General features: G+C 38.1%; 14 protein-coding genes. 9 read left to right on the top strand and 5 right to left on the bottom strand.

The genetic code is table 11. The features are described from left to right. Window positions 1–153 precede the first annotated feature (153 nt). The 6 genes from QM524_RS03355 (at window position 154) to QM524_RS03330 (ending at window position 6,952) form a co-directional block, all read left to right on the top strand. The gene (locus tag QM524_RS03355) at window positions 154–1,626 is read left to right on the top strand and encodes a SusD/RagB family nutrient-binding outer membrane lipoprotein (RefSeq protein ID WP_095163661.1); all 1,473 of its coding nucleotides are present in this window, start codon (window positions 154–156) and stop codon (window positions 1,624–1,626) included. A 259-nt stretch (window positions 1,627–1,885) separates the two neighbouring features. Continuing rightward, complete coding sequence (locus QM524_RS03350; protein WP_283343483.1) at window positions 1,886–2,455, top strand: HD domain-containing protein; 570 nt, start codon at window positions 1,886–1,888, stop codon at window positions 2,453–2,455. A 161-nt stretch (window positions 2,456–2,616) separates the two neighbouring features. Continuing rightward, window positions 2,617–3,693: an alkaline phosphatase family protein gene (locus QM524_RS03345; RefSeq protein WP_283343482.1), complete on the top strand. Its 1,077-nt coding sequence runs from the start codon at window positions 2,617–2,619 to the stop codon at window positions 3,691–3,693. Between the two features lie 270 nt (window positions 3,694–3,963). Then, complete coding sequence (locus QM524_RS03340) at window positions 3,964–4,650, top strand: response regulator transcription factor (protein WP_095163658.1); 687 nt, start codon at window positions 3,964–3,966, stop codon at window positions 4,648–4,650. A 300-nt stretch (window positions 4,651–4,950) separates the two neighbouring features. After that, window positions 4,951–5,754 carry a UDP-2,3-diacylglucosamine diphosphatase gene (locus QM524_RS03335; RefSeq protein ID WP_283343481.1) on the top strand — a complete coding sequence of 268 codons (804 nt, stop codon included), beginning with the start codon at window positions 4,951–4,953 and terminating at the stop codon, window positions 5,752–5,754. A gap of 37 nt (window positions 5,755–5,791) precedes the next feature. Beyond that, on the top strand, window positions 5,792–6,952 hold the full coding sequence (locus QM524_RS03330) for a glycosyltransferase family protein (RefSeq protein WP_166576691.1): 1,161 nt from the start codon (window positions 5,792–5,794) through the stop codon (window positions 6,950–6,952). Window positions 6,953–7,304: 352 nt separating this feature from the next. On the opposite strand, the gene QM524_RS03325 is transcribed toward QM524_RS03330, so the two are convergent. Beyond that, the gene (locus tag QM524_RS03325; RefSeq protein ID WP_283343480.1) at window positions 7,305–8,273 is read right to left on the bottom strand and encodes an NAD(P)H-quinone oxidoreductase; all 969 of its coding nucleotides are present in this window, start codon (window positions 8,271–8,273) and stop codon (window positions 7,305–7,307) included. Window positions 8,274–8,671: 398 nt separating this feature from the next. Here QM524_RS03325 and QM524_RS03320 point away from each other — a divergent pair, with 398 nt between their 5' ends. Continuing rightward, window positions 8,672–8,824, top strand: coding sequence for a hypothetical protein (locus QM524_RS03320; RefSeq protein ID WP_283343479.1), 153 nt, complete (start codon window positions 8,672–8,674; stop codon window positions 8,822–8,824). Between the two features lie 67 nt (window positions 8,825–8,891). Here QM524_RS03320 and QM524_RS03315 read toward each other — a convergent pair whose 3' ends face one another. Both QM524_RS03315 and QM524_RS03310 read right to left on the bottom strand, forming a co-directional pair. Further along, window positions 8,892–10,409 (bottom strand): gluconokinase, encoded by a 1,518-nt coding sequence (locus tag QM524_RS03315; protein WP_283343478.1) that lies wholly within the window; start codon window positions 10,407–10,409, stop codon window positions 8,892–8,894. Between the two features lie 38 nt (window positions 10,410–10,447). Further along, the gene (locus QM524_RS03310; RefSeq protein WP_283343477.1) at window positions 10,448–11,332 is read right to left on the bottom strand and encodes a helix-turn-helix transcriptional regulator; all 885 of its coding nucleotides are present in this window, start codon (window positions 11,330–11,332) and stop codon (window positions 10,448–10,450) included. A gap of 547 nt (window positions 11,333–11,879) precedes the next feature. On the opposite strand from QM524_RS03310, the gene gnd reads away from it, so the two are divergent. Together gnd and QM524_RS03300 are read left to right on the top strand one after the other, a co-directional pair. Beyond that, window positions 11,880–12,776 (top strand): phosphogluconate dehydrogenase (NAD(+)-dependent, decarboxylating), encoded by an 897-nt coding sequence (gene gnd, locus QM524_RS03305; protein WP_283343476.1) that lies wholly within the window; start codon window positions 11,880–11,882, stop codon window positions 12,774–12,776. A 38-nt stretch (window positions 12,777–12,814) separates the two neighbouring features. Continuing rightward, a complete protein-coding gene (locus tag QM524_RS03300) occupies window positions 12,815–14,233 on the top strand; it encodes a gluconokinase (protein ID WP_283343475.1) in 1,419 nt (472 codons plus the stop codon). 94 nt (window positions 14,234–14,327) lie between these two features. Here QM524_RS03300 and QM524_RS03295 read toward each other — a convergent pair whose 3' ends face one another. After that, window positions 14,328–15,332, bottom strand: a complete 1,005-nt coding sequence (locus QM524_RS03295; RefSeq protein WP_283343474.1) for an alpha/beta hydrolase — start codon at window positions 15,330–15,332, stop codon at window positions 14,328–14,330. Between the two features lie 58 nt (window positions 15,333–15,390). Then, complete coding sequence (locus QM524_RS03290) at window positions 15,391–16,371, bottom strand: pectinesterase family protein (protein ID WP_283343473.1); 981 nt, start codon at window positions 16,369–16,371, stop codon at window positions 15,391–15,393. Window positions 16,372–16,491: the final 120 nt, after the last annotated feature.

Here is a 16,491-nt window from a genome sequence, read left to right as displayed (position 1 = left end):
TCAAGCGATTAGGAGTGATGAGTTGGGAGTAACGAGTGATGAATTTTAAATACTAATACTGATTTTCAAAAAATTAAACTCAAAACTCATTACTCTCAATTAATCACTAATATCTAACTTTTAGCAGTTTTAAATTCTTTAGCATTTACAACAATGAAAAAATATATAGCAGCACTTTGCGTGGTTGGTTTACTTTCGAGCTGTAATGATTATGCAGTTTTGGAGAAAAACCCCAACTTACCAACCTCAGTTCCAGCTGAACTTACCTTAAGAACAGTTCTTAGCAACATGAACGAAGGCGCATGGAACGACGCCATGCGTAGCAATCAATTTTACTGTTCTAACTATAACTATTACAGCAGTAACGAATACAACTGGTCAGCAGCCTCTTTGCAATTTACAACGTTGAAAAACGTCATCAAAATGGAGGAAGAGGCTATCCGTAGTGGGGCAAAAGCGGTGAATCCATATGCAGCAGTTGGTAAATTTTTGCGTGCATATTACTACACAAAAATGACTTTGGCCGTTGGTGATTTACCAGTAAAAGATGCCTTAAAAGGACTAACAGTTGACCAACCTACTTACGACACACAAAAGGATGTTTTTGTACAAGTATTAAAATGGTTGGAAGATGCAAATACAGACCTTACAACCTTGATTGCTGCAAGCGACAAGTCATTGACAGGAGATATTTATTACAATGGTGATTTAAGCAAATGGCAAAAAGCCGTTAACACTTTGAAATTGCGTGTTTTGGTTCATTTGAGTAAAAAAGCGGATGATACTGATTTGCAGGTTAAACAACAGTTTGTGAACACCATCAGTAACCCGACTAAGTATCCTTTGATGACTTCAAATGATGAAGCATTACAGTACGTTTGGAGTAGCAACAACAAATACCCTCGTAACCCTGATAACTTCGGTAACAACGCTACGCGCGAAAATATGTCGAAAACTTATATCGACATTTTAAAAGAAAACAACGACCCTCGTTTGTTTATCGTGGCAGAACCTGCTGAAGCAAAAATTAAGGCTGGTATTCCTGCTACAAGTGTCGCTGCATACGAAGGTGCAAGTTCAGGCGAAGATTTGGCAGATATGTCAACAAAAGTATTGAAAGGAGAATACTCTTTCCAAAGCCGTAAGCGCTATTACAGCAACTATGTAGGTGAAAACACTTTCATTTTGAGTTATTCTGAAATGTGTTTTAACATTGCAGAAGGTATCAACCGCGGTTGGGCAACTGGAAACGCGCAGAACTGGTACGAGCAAGGTATTAAGTCTTCAATGTCGTTTTATGGTGCTGCTTTACCAGCTAATTATTTGACTCAATCTTCAGTGCAATATAAAGGAAACAATACTGACGGTTTGACTCAGATTTTGAAACAAAAATATGTAGCATTCTTCCAAAACTCAGGATATGAGGCATTTTATAACCAACGTCGTACTGGTATTCCAAGTTTCTTGATTGGACCAGGCACAGGTAATGGTACAAAAATTCCAAAACGTTTCCAATATCCTCAGTCAGAATTTACCACCAACAAAACAAACGTTGAAGCGGCACTAAAACGCCAATTCACAGATGGTAAAGATGACATCAACTACGATTTCTGGATTTTGAAATAGTATTAAATTCTTATATGGTGAATTCATTAACCTGAAGAGTATAGTCGGAGGAAAATTGGGAGTTCATAAAATGTCGCATAACAATCGTTATCGAGTAATAACCTCCAACTGAGTGGTTAATGATGCGTAGAAATAGTGAAGCCCTGCTTCACTATTTTCTTTTTAAGGGGAATTGAAGTTTCTGATTGTAGATATTGGATGTTGGATTTCGGAAATAAAAATTACTCAATAATTCACTAACTGATAACTCACTACTAAAATGAAAAACAACCCAGAACAAATCGTAGAGGAAATTTTCGCCTTATTTGACCAACAAGGTGGCAACGAATACATTGGCGAACCAGTCACTATTCTTGAGCATAGTCTTCAGGCTGGTCAACTAGCACTTGATGCCAAAGAAGAACCCTTAGTGGTCTTAGCCTCTTTTTTTCATGATATTGGACATCTTCTTCCTATGCAGGAGTCCGAGAATATGGAAGGAATGGGTCATTTGAGACATGAGGTTATTGGCGCCGACTTTTTAGTCTCAAAAGGTTTGCCTGAAAACATGGCTATTTTGGTAAAAAACCATGTGCAAGCTAAAAGGTATTTAACCTACAAACATCCCAAGTATTACGAGCAACTTTCGGAAGCAAGTAAAACAACCCTCAAATATCAAGGCGGTGTCATGACTCCCGATGAAGCTGAGGCTTTTGAAAAACACCCTCTTTTCAAAAAAAGCCTGCAACTAAGAGCTTGGGATGAACAAGCTAAACTTACCGACTGTGAGGTACAACCATTAGATTTTTACCGAAAACTTTTATTAGAATTTCTCGTTACACAAGTATAGTTAAGATGTTATTGGTTAATTGTATATCAGTTATCAGAATATAATCATAATCAAAAGGCTTTCGTCAAATACCATATTAGATATACTATTAATTTAATCTTTCCTCCAACTTAGCCGAAATAAAATGCTTTAGGTTCACAAATAGAAAAACCTTTATATAAATGAAAAAAATAAGTGTACTCCTGTTATTAATCTTGTGGGTGTTTACTTCACAAGCCCAACACAAAACCGAAAAGGTTATCTTGATTACCACCGATGGATTTCGTTGGCTAGAGGTATTTAATGGCTTAGATACTGCATTGCTCAATCAAGAAAAATATACCAAAAGCAAACGCGATCTAGTTGACCGCTTTGGAGGTCCTCCGCAAGCCAGCAGAGCCAAAATGCTTCCATTTCTCTGGAATACCATTGCCACTAAAGGTCAAATTTATGGCAACCGTCAGTATCAGAACTTTGTCAATATCACCAATCAACAATGGTTTTCTTACCCTGGTTACAACGAAATTTTGACAGGTGCTCCCGATGACGAACGTATTACAAGCAACGACCACATAGATAATCCAAATGAAACTGTTTTAGAATTTCTACATAAAAAGCCTGCCTACAAAGGCAAAATCGCGGCTTTTTCTACATGGGATTGTTTTCCGTTTATCATTAATGAAAAAAGAAGTAAAATTCCTGTAAACTCAGGTAAAGAGTTGGTAAAAAATCCAAATTCGAGAGAAAAACTACTCAACGAAATTCAGGAAACTACCCCAAGCACAATAGCAGATCGTCACGATTTTATCACTTATTTTCTTACTAAAGAATACCTTTTAAATAAAAAGCCAAAGGTTCTATTCATGGCTTTTGACGAAACTGATGATTATGCTCATGCAGGTAATTATGACGCTTATATCAAAGCTGCTAATAATTTTGATCGCTATTTAGCTGATCTTTGGAAGACAGTTCAGTCGATGCCTGATTATAAGGATAAAACGACACTCATTATTACCTCAGACCACGGACGAGGTCAGTATCCCAAATCAGGTTGGACAGATCATGGTTTTAGAACAGCCTATTCGGACCAAATTTGGTTTGCGGTTATAGGACCTGATACTCCTGCAAAAGGCGAAATAAAAACTGCTGGGCAATTCTATCAAACACAGTTTGCCAGTACACTCGCCAAGTTTTTAGGAGAAAACTATGCCCCAAATGACAAGGTAGGTAAACCCATCGAAGAAGTAATGAACAAGTAAAAAATAAAACCCTCGCACTGGTTCAAGTCTTAGACTTGAACCTTTTTTTGTGATAGTTTTCAAACTACAATCATCCAACACACGAACCTTTACTTCCGCTCGATTTTATAAATTCTTTACCAATATTTTACGGCTCAGAAATGTTAATCTACACTTAATATAAGAGTAATGATGAGGTAATTTCTGGTTGATAAGTTTGTGTCAAAATTTGAGAAACCCAATTTCTTATCATCTCAAACGACAACATTATTAGTCCTAGATTAATTACTTATGATCGACATTTCTCTTAAAGTACTGGTAGTAGATGACGACCCAGATATCTTAGAATTACTCCAATACAACCTTGAAGGCGAGGGTTATCAGGTGTTCACGGCAGAAAACGGAAAAATTGCAGTAGAAAAAGCCAAGCAACATATCCCTGATTTGATTGTGATGGACATTATGATGCCGATTATGGACGGAATCGAGGCGGGACGCATTATCAAACAAATGCCAGAGCTAAACAAAACGTATCTTTTGTTCTTGACCGCTCGTGCTGAGGAGTATTCTGAAATCGCTGCTTTTGACATTGGTGCCGACGACTACATTATCAAGCCTGTAAAGCCAAGAGCTTTATTGAGCCGTATCAAAGCCATGTTGAAACGTGAACTCGCAGAAGGTACAGGTACAGAAAAAATTGTTATTGAAGATTTAACTATCAACAAACAAAACTATTCTATTGCGGTAAATAACAACTCTTGGGTATTACCGAAAAAAGAATTTGATTTATTGATGTTCTTCGTAACCAATCCCAACAAAGTGTATTCTCGCGACGAAATCCTTTCTAATGTTTGGGGTAGAGGTATTCACGTAACTGAAAGAACCGTTGATGTGCATATTCGTAAAATCCGTGAAAAAATTGGTGATGATTACATCAGAACAATCAAAGGTGTAGGGTATCTTTTTGCCAACGCCTAAAAAGAAACAAAACCGAGTATCCATTCCTACAAAACTTTACTATACCAACAGATTAGCCAGTCGTTTTTCAAAACCTTTCTGGTCTTCCTCTATCTAACCTGCCAATTATTACTGGCTAGTTTGTTGGTTTTCTCTCATTATCGCCTCCTCTGCAACAATTAACAAAAGCATAACATACACACAACCATAAGGTTAAAGTAATTCCTCAATTTTGGTCATAGTTAAAACAAGGCAGAAAATGCACTAAACGACTATCCCTAAATATCGTTTCTGTCTTCTTGAATTGGATTAGATACGTATATGAAAACACCAGCTCAATATAAAACCATTATCATTTCAGATTTACACTTAGGATCTGAAGGCGCAAAAGCCAAGGAAGTTGTGGCATTTTTGAAATCAACTTCTTGCGAAACGCTTATCATGAATGGCGACATTATCGACGGCTGGCAACTCAAAAAAGGAGGTTCTTGGAAAAAGAAACATACCGCATTTTTTAGGGTAGTGCTCAAAATGATTGAAGAACATGGTACCAAAGTAATATATCTAAGAGGCAACCATGACGATTTTCTTGACCAGATTATTCCTTTTCAATTAGGAAAGCAATTTAGTATTAGAAAAGACTTTATTCTGAAATCTGGGAAAAGGCAGTTTTTTATCACGCACGGCGACATTTTTGACTCCGTGACATCCAATATGAAGTGGTTGGCACACCTAGGTGATATAGGTTATACCTTCCTTCTGGGCCTTAATAAGCTCTATAACCGTTATCGCGCATGGAGAGGTATGCCATACTACTCCTTTTCACAAAAAATCAAACAGCAAGTAAAAAAGGCCGTCAATCACGTGTCGGATTTTGAGGAAAAACTAGCTGAGTTAGCCCTAGCAAACGACTGCGAAGGCATTATATGTGGGCATATCCACAAACCAGAAATTAAAGCCATTGGCGAAGTCACCTATATGAACTCAGGCGACTGGGTTGAGTCATTGAGTGCACTCATTGAAACACATGAAGGAGTATGGGAACTGATGTATTACGCCAATGAAGCTCTGCTTTTAAGCGAAGAGGATACCAACGAATTGATTTTAAACGAGAACAAAAACTAATGCTTATCTCAATAAGCATGATACCAAAAGCCACGAAATGAGTAAATTTTTGTTTGTTGTACAAGGCGAAGGTAGAGGTCACTTGACTCAGGCGATCTCACTTTCTGAAATATTAACTTCGGCTGGTCACGAAGTGGTAGCAGTATTGGTGGGCAAAGGTAATAATCAAAAATTACCTTCCTTTTTCCAAGAAGCTATTCAAGCACCTATTGAGACTTTCCCAAGCCCATCGCTCGTTTATGGACAAGGAAAGGCCTTGAGAGTTTGGGATACCATTAGCACTCATTTACTTAAATTTCCTTTGTATTGCAAAAGTGTGAAGTACCTGAAAGAGCAAATTGATTACTACCAGCCAGATGTTGTAATCAACTTCTACGAAATGATTTGTGGTTTGTATTTCAGCACCTATCGCCCAAATATCCCTTGTATTTGTATTGCGCATCAGTATTTGCTATTGCATGAGCAATTTGACAATATTTCTAAACATTGGTTTGACCGTTTTTTACTCAACTTCAATACCAAAGTAACAGCTTTGGGTAGTACGCAAAAATTAGCATTGTCATTCGACAAAATGGAGAATGATCTAAATCGTAATATTGCTGTAGTGCCACCTTTGTTGCGTACAGAAGTGAAAAAACTTAATCCAACAAGTAAACCATTTGTTTTGGCATACATAACACATCACAAATTGGCGGAGGACATTGCCAATTGGCACGAAAATCACCGTGATGTGCAAATCCATTGTTTTTGGAATAATCCAGATTTTTCAGATGAATGGGCAGTAAGAGAAAACCTTACTTTCCATCAAGTAAACGCCGAGAAATTTTTGACAATGATGGAAAATTGTTCGGGGTTGGTTTGTACGGCTGGTTTCGAATCAGTGTGTGAAGCCATGTATTTGGGCAAGCCTATCATGATGGTTCCTGTTCCAAATCATATTGAACAAATGATTAATGCGCACGACGGGCAGCGTGCTGGCGCTGGAATAGCCTCAACAGAATTTGATTTTTCTAAATTCTTAGCTTATTTACCTCAGCATCAAAGCATTCAAAACGAATTTATCGACTGGCAACATCAAGCCAATCGCCTTTTCCTGCATTATCTCGAAACCCTGACACAAAAACCAACTCAAATTTTCACTTTCAAACCCTCAGGTTCAAGACTTGGCTCTTGGTGGAGACAGTTGGCTTTTAGATAGTAACCTTAATTAGCACTCTCTCAAAATCCCGTAACGAGATACAATTCGTTACAATATCTTTAGCATTTAGAATAGTTATCATCAAAAGCCAACTTCTTTGAGGTTGGCTTTTTTGTGACCCTACAATAAATTTAATATTGAACCTACCGACAGAATTATAACTTTGCAGAGAATATTCGTCCAAATTTTACATCAATTAGACTTAATAGAGTAGCTTTTTGCTGATGGAAGACAGCCAAAAGCTGAAAGCTATTTACAAAATATCACCAATATGAGTCCATTTTAATTACATAGTTAAATGGAATTTAGTTTAAAAGGCTGTGATTGATAATCACAGCCTTTTTTGGTAAGCCTACTTGACCAATACAATCTTTCCAATATGTGCCGATGATTCCATTAATCGATGTGCTTCGGATGCTTGGGGCATTGGGAAACTCGCAAAAATGGGCACTTTGAATAAGCCTTGTTCTAAAATCGGCCACACTTTTCCATAAATTTCAGTAGTCAAACTTGCCTTGAAACTGACTTCTCTTGCACGCAAAGTGCTGCCTGTAATTGTCAGTCGCTTTTGCATCATTTTCAGAATATCAATCTGGACATTCTTTCCTCCCATAGCATTGATATACACCAATCGCCCGTCAGCTTGTAATAAATCTATATTTTTTGAAAAATAATCACCCCCAATCATATCCAAAATGACATGGATTGACTCCTCTTTTAACACTTCTAAAAAGTCCTGCGTTTTGTAATTCACAAAACCATCTGCGCCAAGTTCTAAACACGCTTTTCCCTTTTCCTCATTGCCAACAGTTACGAAAACCTTTGCACCAAAAGCCTTCGCCAACTGAATCGCACTTGTACCGATTCCACTACTTCCTCCATGAATCAAAATGCCTTCACCAGCTTGCAAGTTTCCTCTTTGAAAAACATTATGCCAAACCGTGTAGACTGTTTCTGGTAAACAGGCTGCTTCTTCCAAGGAAAAACCAGTAGGAATGGGTAAACAAACCGACTCATGAACATTCACCTTTTCGGCATATCCTCCACCAGCAACCAAAGCACAGACCTCATCGCCTAGCTTCCAGCGAGTTACCTTTTCTCCTATCTCAATAATTTGTCCTGCAACCTCCAAACCAGCGATATCGGCAGGCGCTCCTTCGGGTGCGGGATAATGTCCCTTTCGCTGCAATACATCTGGACGATTGACACCCGCAGCATATATTTCGATAATTACCTCTTCAGCACCACAAACAGGATCGGGATATTCGGACCAAATCATATTTTCGGGTGCACCAAACGCAGTTATTTTTATAGCATTCATGTTGTTGATTTTTGAAGTGAATAAATGCAAAGGAATCAATTTTTTGGGTTTTGGGAATCGGCTGTGTGCTTTAGGTGAAAACTGGTTCAAATACGAGATTCTGCGAGTTTTTAGTTCAAGACTAAGTTTTGGACTCAATTTTTGGACTTTTTTAATCTGTGGACTTTTTCACTCTGATTTCGTGTCAATTTTGATAACCGATACGCTATTAACCAATAACTTCCCTCTACCTTAACAATTTAATAATCTCCTAAAATTTGAACTTTTTCAAGAAACCAGTAGTTTTATATTCAAATACAAAGCAAAAGCGTTTTGTGATTTGTTAAAACAATTAATTATTAGTCAAGCAATTACAAAAACTACTTTTGCATATATTATTTACTAAAACAAATAAAAATATGGCAAAACAAAGTTGGAGTGCACTAAACCGCCACACAAATTGGCGAGCACACAAAGCAAAAAAACAAGACAACCCTCGCTACATGCACACGTTTCAGAAAGGCGAAAATCACAATCCAGAAAATGACAAGGTATCGTATGACTGGATTTAAGATGAAAAAATGAGTTGCAACCCGATCTTAAGATTGGGATTTTTTGTTTTTAGAGGGTTCTATTTCCCTAAAAATCACGCAGTTTTGCTAAATATTCAAATTCCTCCTCAAGTTTTTCTGTCAATCTTTCAAACAAACGAAAATACGCCTGATACTTTGCATGATTGTCTGAATTAGGTAACCATTCTTGGTCAAAATTCAATGATGCTGTCGCCGTTTGCAAATCGCTAAAAATTCCCATTTGTGTCAGTGTTAACAAAGCAATTCCTTGCCCAACTCCATCGTAGGAAAGATTTGCAGTGATTCTTTTACCGAAAATATCAGATAACATTTGAACACATAAAGGGTGCGAAGCAAAACTCCCATTAATTCGAATTTCGTCAATTTCTCTAAACTCTGCCAGCATTTTTCCAATACTGTACACTCCAAACAGGATACCCTCCAAAGTCGCGCGTGCCAGATGTGATTTAGTATGGTTGATATGTAAGCCAAAATATGAGCCTCTAGCATTGGCATTCCAGATAGGTGCTCGCTCGCCTAGCAAATAGGGCAAAAATACCAATCCATCAGCACCTAAAGGAATAGATTCTATGCGTTGAAATATTTCATCTAACACTTCTTCGATGTAAGCGTGTTCTGAAAAATCACCGAATTCCTTTGCGAACCATTCAAACACCACCCCTGCGTTGTTGCCTGGACCTCCGCTGATATAACAATTGTCGGTCAACAGATAATTAAAAACTCTTTTTTGTTGGTCTTTTAATAGCTCTTTTCCTGCAATCCTGACCGCCGAACTGGCACCAATAGAAATTACGGCTTTTCCTTCCGAAATAATCCCTGCACCAAGCGTTGCCAAGCAGCCATCTGTTGCCCCAAGGATAATTTGAGTATCTATAGGAATACCCCAAGACTTTGCAATTTCGGGTTTAAGTGTCAAAGTATTGTCCATCACTGAACTAACTTCGGAGAGTTGGCTTGATGAAATATGGGCAAAATTCAAGGCTTCTGTCGACCATTTTTTGGCCATAATATCAAATAATCCTGTCGACGAAGCCATACTTTCATCCACACGATATTGTCCAGTCAACTGAAAAAGAACATACTCTTTTAGCGAAATATATTTAGCCACTTTTTCAGGAAAAATACCCGTATTGGACTCCAACCAAGCTATTTTCATCAAAGGCGACATCGGGTGGATGGGCGTACCTGTTTGTGCATACAGACTAGTATCAAGTCTACTATCTTGAAGTTTTTTGACTTGGTTTTGTCCACGATTATCTGCCCAAATAATAGCTTGACCCAAAGGAATTCCTTTGGCATTGACAGGTAAAACACTGTGCATCGAACCACTGAAACCAATCGAAATTATCTTGATTTTGTTGGGAAGCACAAATTCATTGATTAAGGTTTTGACAACAAATAAGGTCGTAATATACACCTGTTCAGGGTCTTGTTCGCTCCATTCTGCAAAAGGGTGAAAAGTAGGATACGAACCTTGTTTTTGATACAAAGCTTTCCCACTCAGGTGATACACCTGCACTTTTACAAAGGTTGTATTTATATCAATTGTAAGAATGGCTTCCATAATTTTTTCGTATCGATTGTTGAGAAAGAATGTGTGGTCTATATATGGATTTTGCGATAATCTCTTGGCGTGTATCCTGTGAGCTTTTTGAAAGTAGTTGAAAAATGCTGTGACGAATAAAAACCAGTTTCTAAGGCAATATCAGTCAAAGATTTATCACTACTTTTGAGCAATCTACTTGCCTCTGCAATACGGATATTAATAAGGTAGTTGAGAGGAGAAAAACCTGAAAAGCGTTTTACTTTTTCCGAGAAAGCTGTATTTCCTAATCCTGCCAAACCAGCCATTTCCTCCAAGGTCCATGGGTGTTCCAAATTAGCTCTTAGGGTTTGTTCCAACTGTAAAAAAGTCTGTGAAAAATCTTGGTTATTTCGTTCGGTTTTACCCAAGGTTCTTGCCCAAGTAATCAGAATTTCATCTACAATTTGAGGCACTCTGGTACGATACCCAAAAGCTTGTTCGTGTACCTCCTGCCCCAATTCCATGATTAATTGTCCGATTGCAGGATTACGAGGAATGATTGGCTTGGCATTCGACAAAAACAGTTTTGAAATAACCACTTGTTCACTGTATGAGATTTTGCTCCAATCACCCAAAATCAAATGTCCCTCCTTAGTCCAATGACTCGGCAAAATACTCAATTGCATAAAAGCACCAATCTCCAAATATCCCCTCGGATTGCCGATAGGCTGCCAAGGTTGCACTATTAAAGAATCGTTGGGATACAGTGGGTAAGTTTTATGGTCTAAACTCCATTCGTATTTTCCTTCTGTAAAACTAAAAATACCTATTCCTTCTCGCTGACCAACCTCCCAAGAATCAAGAATAATTTGCTGTACTTTCTGTGAAAGCAAGCAAGACACAAAGGGAAATTCCTTTAATTCGGGCGATTCGTTTTGTATATAGTAAAAGTTGGAATTCATGAGATAATCACAAGATATGGCTGAAAAAACCATCATGTAATTTAGGCAGGTTCATTGGTATTGGACATAGCAACGAGGCACAATTTTTTACTTTTCTACTAAAAATGAAAGAAAACAGTATTCTTAAAGCAGAGGATTTTAGTTTTCGTCTTATAAAACCCTCATTTCTAAATAGTTCGAGTTTCAATTACAGAATTGTGACCAAATAAATATTTAAAATATTTAACACCGAAAAAAAATGAAAGTTTTAAACAAAATAATACAAGAAATTTGAGCAGTAGATTTAAGTATTCATGCAGAATGAGATTCAAGTTATGTGTTTAGGGACAAGGCAACAGGCACAAGGCACAGAGTGTTAAAATGCTTTTTTACAAAGCCCACTACCGAAAGCCGATACCTGAAAGCCGAAAGCACAATCTTAAATTTTATTTTGCCCACTAACTTATAACGGATATACAATTCACGAATAACGTTTTACAAATTACTGAGTACAGTACACCTTATCATTTATAAACAAAATATCCCGAAACTTTTAACAAATAAACTTATGCAAATTGGATTGGTAGGCTTAGGCAAAATGGGTTTTAACCTTGCGTTAAATTTACATAGAAATGGATTTGAGGTAATAGCCAACGACGTAAACCCCGATTTTGTAACTCAAATTGCGCAACAAGGTATCTCTACAGCTTCTAGCTTAGGAGATTTGACGACCCAACTTACAGGCAGAAGAGTCATTTGGTTGATGGTGCCTGCTGGTGAAATTGTAGACGATGTGATTGAGCAATTAATTCCTTTATTGAACCCTTCAGACATAATAATAGATGGCGGAAACTCTTTTTACAAAGATTCTTTACGTCGTTACGCACATTTGAAAGACAAGGGTATCGACTTCCTTGACTGTGGTACTTCGGGCGGCACCAGTGGTGCTTTGCAAGGCGCATGTACCATGATTGGAGGAGATACCGATGTCTTCAAATATGTGGAGGAAGTTTTTCAAAAAATATCTATCCAAAACGGTTATTTACATACTGGTCGTGCAGGAAGTGGACACTTTACTAAAATGGTTCACAATGGTATCGAATACGGTATGATGCAGGCGATTGCAGAAGGCTTTGAGGTCTTTGAACGTTCGCAATTTGATATTGATTTCCAGAAAACAGCCGAATTATTCAATCATGGCTCGGTAGTGAGGGGTTGGTTGATGGAATTGACGGCAAATGCTTTTGCAAAAGATCCACAATTGGACGCAATTAAAGGAGTAATGCACTCTTCGGGCGAAGGAAAATGGACTCTCGAAACGGCTTTGGATATGGGTGTACCTACGCCTGTTATTGCCCTTTCAGTGATGATGCGCTATCGCTCTCAAATGGAAGATACATTCTCTGGGAAGGTTGTCGCGGCTCTTCGCAATGAATTTGGAGGTCATGCCGTAGAGAAAAAATAGTCGCGATAAGCATCTGTAGAATTTAAAACTGAATGCTTATGGCGCATTATTATGCGGGTATTGATTTGGGCACGACTGCTACAAAGGCGGTGGTCTTCAATCAAAATGGTGAAGTTTTGTATCAGGTGAGTCGGGAATATCCGATGTATCACCCTCAACCAGAATGGAGCACCCAACACCCACAAGATTTACTTACAGCAACAAAGGATTGTATTGAAGATATTCTTGCCAGATTTGAAGTTCGATTTATCAGTTTTAGCGCAGCAATGCAAAGCTTGATTTTGGTAGATGAGCACCATCAAGCGATGACAGATTGCATGATTTGGGCAGATAATCGGGCGGCAGATATAGCAGATACCTTAAAACACAGCGTAACAGGTCAGCGATTTTATGATATTTCGGGCATACCGATACATAGTTTTTCGCCTATGACCAAGATTGCATGGCTCAAGGAACATGAACCAGCCTTGTTAGCTTCGGCTCACAAGTTAATCAGTGCCAAAGAATATATCTGGTTTCACCTAACCCACGAATACACAATTGATACGACCCTTGCCTCAGGAACTGGGCTGATGGACATACATTCGTTGCAATGGTCGGAGGAAATTTTGAACTATCTTAGTATCCAAAAAACACAATTGTCTATAATAGTAAAATCAACCCATCGAGCTTATTGTAAGCAATATGGTCTTGAATTAGTAAGTGGTGGTGGCGATGGGATTCTGGCTAATTTAGGCTCTGGAGCTATTACTCCCGACAAAATGGCGCTTACAATAGGCACAAGTGGAGCGGTTCGAGTGGTTTCGAGTCAACCATTTATCGACTCTCAAATGAGGACACAATGTTATCATTTGTTTGATACAGAATACCTCAAATTAGGAGCAGTAAACAACGGCGCAGTGGTTTTACAATGGCTTAAAAATAACATTCTTGAAACTGTTGAGACATACCAAGAATTATTTGAAAAAGCAGAGCAAGTACCTGTAGGTTCCGAAGGATTGTTATTTGTGCCCTATATCTTGGGTGAAAGAGCACCCATTTGGGATGCCAAAGCCAAAGGCATCATGATTGGCTTAGATATGCAACATACACAGGGACATATCATTCGAGCAAGCATGGAGGGTATCTTATTTGGTTTAAAACAGATTGCAGAGGTATTAGTCCCTCAAAAAGAAACATTATCCAATATGACTTTGATGGTCAGCGGAGGCTTTGCCAAGAGTAATTTTTGGTTACAAATGACCGCCGACATTTTTCAAATGAAAGTAGAAGTCAGTAATACGATTGAAAGTTCAGCTTGGGGTGCGGTGTTACTAGGCTTCCAATCATTTGGAATAGAGTACAAAAACGAAATAAAAAACGAAATAGTTTTTTATCCCAACACTGAGAACAGTCCTGTATATCAACAAGGGTTTGAACGATTCAAAAATGTTTACACACAATTTTTGAAAGTTTAGCTTACATAACCAAACCCATTTCGAATTTAGCTATCACTATCTATCCCCCCTAATAAACGAAAAGGCTTAATCTCACGATTAAGCCTTTGTATTTTTATCTAAATGCCAACACATCTTTGTGTTTTTTGAAAACCTTTTTCAAAAAATGGTCGACATACTCAACCGTTGGGTCAAACCACGGTGTAAACAAACAAAAAGAATGTGGAGAATCTTTAAAAGTATGTACTTCTGAATAAATATGATTAGCCTCCAAAATTTTACGATAATCGTCTCTTCCTGCGTGCATTCGGTCTACACTACTATTAATGAACAAAGTGGGTGGCGTATTTTTTCCTGTATAAGTCAAAGCAGAACCTTCTTTCCAAAGTGCAGGATTTTGGTCCTTACCGTATCCAAACCAGTAGGTAGCGGCTGAGGTTCTTTTGGAATCGTCTCCCTCAGCAGATTCTGGATGAATAAAAGCCACAATGCCATCTATGTCGACAATCGCCTGTACATCACTCGAAACTCCTGTAATACCTTCGTTTGCCTCAAAAGTCTGAACCCCATTGGTATTACCCACCAAAGACGCCAGTTGTCCACCAGCCGAAAAACCCAAACTTGCAATCTTATTTGCATCTACATGATATTGTGAAGCATTGGCACGAATCCATCTTACCGCAGCTTTCAAATCTTGTACCGCAGCAGGATATAATGCCTCTGTAGAAAGTCTGTACTCAGCTGTAAAAGTAGCATAACCCAAAGAAGCCAGCTTTTGAGCCAAAGGAATATGTTGTGCCCTATTGCCAGAACGCCAACCTCCGCCATGAATAATCAAAATAGCGGGATGTGGTTGATGATTTTTTTCTTTTGGGTAAAAAGCGTCCAATTTTAATTCCCTATCACCAATTTTGGCATACACCACATCACGTTTTTCTATAACGTTTGTATACTGATTTTCAATAACTAAAAGCGCATTGGGATGCGTTTTTAGCGTTGTCTTTAAGGCCGAATAGCTATTATAGGAATTGTCCCTCACGCCCGTGACTCCGATGGTCGATTGAGCCCATGAGGAAATAGATAATGAAACGGAAAGAGAAATGGTCAGTAGAGTTTTCACAATATTTATAAATATTTAAAGATTTTTTACTCTTATTTCAACAAAGATAGAAAATCTTTTATTTATCCAACCAGAACTTTGATAATTCTTGTATTATTTTTCCTGCAAAAATCTCTGATTTACTGTAGGTTAAGGCTTCTGTCTTGGTCAAACTCTTCGACCATTTTACACGTTTTGTTTGGTTTGCACCTGTTCCAGTTGTATTGTATTCAGCATAAAATACGGTATTTTCAGTTGAGGGTCTGCCCCAGTTATTCCACCCTTCAGGTACTATATGACTGCCTACTTCGCAATCGATAAAAACAGTTTTGGCAAAATCTCTCCAAGGTCTACCCAGATACACTTTGGTCACGTTGGCATCAGCAGTGAGTTTACAATTTTTGAAAACATATCCATACACCACCCAATCAGGTGTCGAGGCCGCAGAGACATAACCATCTGCTTTTGAGTGAATATGGCAACGTTCGAAAAGTGCTGTAGAAGAGCCAAAAATAAAATCGACAGTCCCTTCAATATAGCAATCTTCAAAGAGTTGTCGAGAGTTTTCACCAGAAGCAAAAATGGTATCTTGATTTCCTAAAAAGCGACAATTCTTAAAAACGCATCTATCTCCTTCGACATGCAATGCCACGGCTTGCCCCACCCTTCCTGCAGTGTTTTCAATGGTTAAGTTCTCAAAAGAAAGGTTATTGCCCATAACTCTCAAGGTATAAGAATCAAAGGTTTCCATTTTACCTTTTCCAGAATAATCATTGTAGCTGATAATGGTGCTATCCTTATCTTCGCCAACAAATTTGATATTGGTTAAGGTGCTAGGGATATCCAATTTCTCTAGATATTTACCTTTTTTGATTTTTATAGTGATGCCTTTAGGAAGATATACCCTGATAGCATTTATGGCATCTTGAATATATTTAAAATCGCCAGAGCCATCTTTTGCTACCACCAAATCATGCTGAACTTTTAGGGCTTGAGCATTTACGCTACTAATACTCAGAGAAAGAATGAAAGCAATAGAAGTGAAGATTCTTGAGAACATACATTAATTAGATTACAGGTTTTTACACGAATTTCTTTTAAAAGAACCTGTAAGTATTTTTTTACTGGAAAGTACCACTTGTAAAATGGTGAAGCCCTTGAATAGTATGATGCCAGACTT

Source organism: Flectobacillus roseus, assembly GCF_030056595.1.
Taxonomy (GTDB): Bacteria; Bacteroidota; Bacteroidia; order Cytophagales; family Spirosomataceae; genus Flectobacillus; species Flectobacillus roseus.
This window is presented reverse-complemented; position numbering and strand designations above follow the sequence as displayed.